1 protein-coding gene is annotated in these 588 nt (G+C 77.0%); it reads right to left on the minus strand.

From position 1 onward, the window contains the following. Nucleotides 1–573, minus strand: a 573-nt coding sequence (locus CA234_RS24180) for a translation initiation factor IF-2 associated domain-containing protein (RefSeq protein WP_277600226.1), incomplete at its 3' end; no start/stop codon positions are given. Between the last annotated feature and the right edge of the window lie 15 nt (nucleotides 574–588).

Raw genomic sequence — 588 nt, forward strand, 5'->3', positions numbered from 1 at the left:
CGCGGCAGCGGCGGGCGCAGCGGGCGTCGGCGCTTCGGCCGCGGGGGCTGGTGCGGGCGTCGGCGCAGGGGTGGGAGTCGGAGCGGCAGGTGCCACGGCGACCGGCTCGGAAACCTCGGGCGCTGCCGGAGCGGGTGCGGGCGCGGCTTCGACCTTGGGCTCGGGCGTCGGCTCCACGGCCGGGGCGGCCGGCTCGGCAGGCGCCGCTGCCGGCGCTTCTGCCGCGCGACGGCTTTCCTCGGCGCGACGCTGCTCCTGCTCCTGCGCTTCCTGGCGCAGGCGCTCGTCACGACGGCGGCCCTCTTCGAGCGCGGTCATGCGGGCCTCTTCGGCCTCACGCAGCAGCTTCGCCTGGATCTCGTGGCGAGACAGGCCGGCGTTCGTCGCAACCGGGTTCGGCGCGGGCGCACGCGGCGCTGCCGGGGCGGGTGCCGGCGCAGCCGCGGGTGCGGCCTCCGGTGCCGCGACAGGAGCACCCTGCTGCTGCTCTTCGCCCGGGCGGCCGAGCACGCGGCGGCGCTTGACCTCCACGACCACGGTGTTGGAGCGGCCATGGCTGAAGCTCTGCTTCACCTTGCCCGTCTCCAC

The sequence above is a fragment of the Sphingomonas sp. ABOLE genome, from assembly GCF_003950455.1.
Classification (GTDB): domain Bacteria; phylum Pseudomonadota; class Alphaproteobacteria; order Sphingomonadales; family Sphingomonadaceae; genus Sphingomonas; species Sphingomonas trueperi.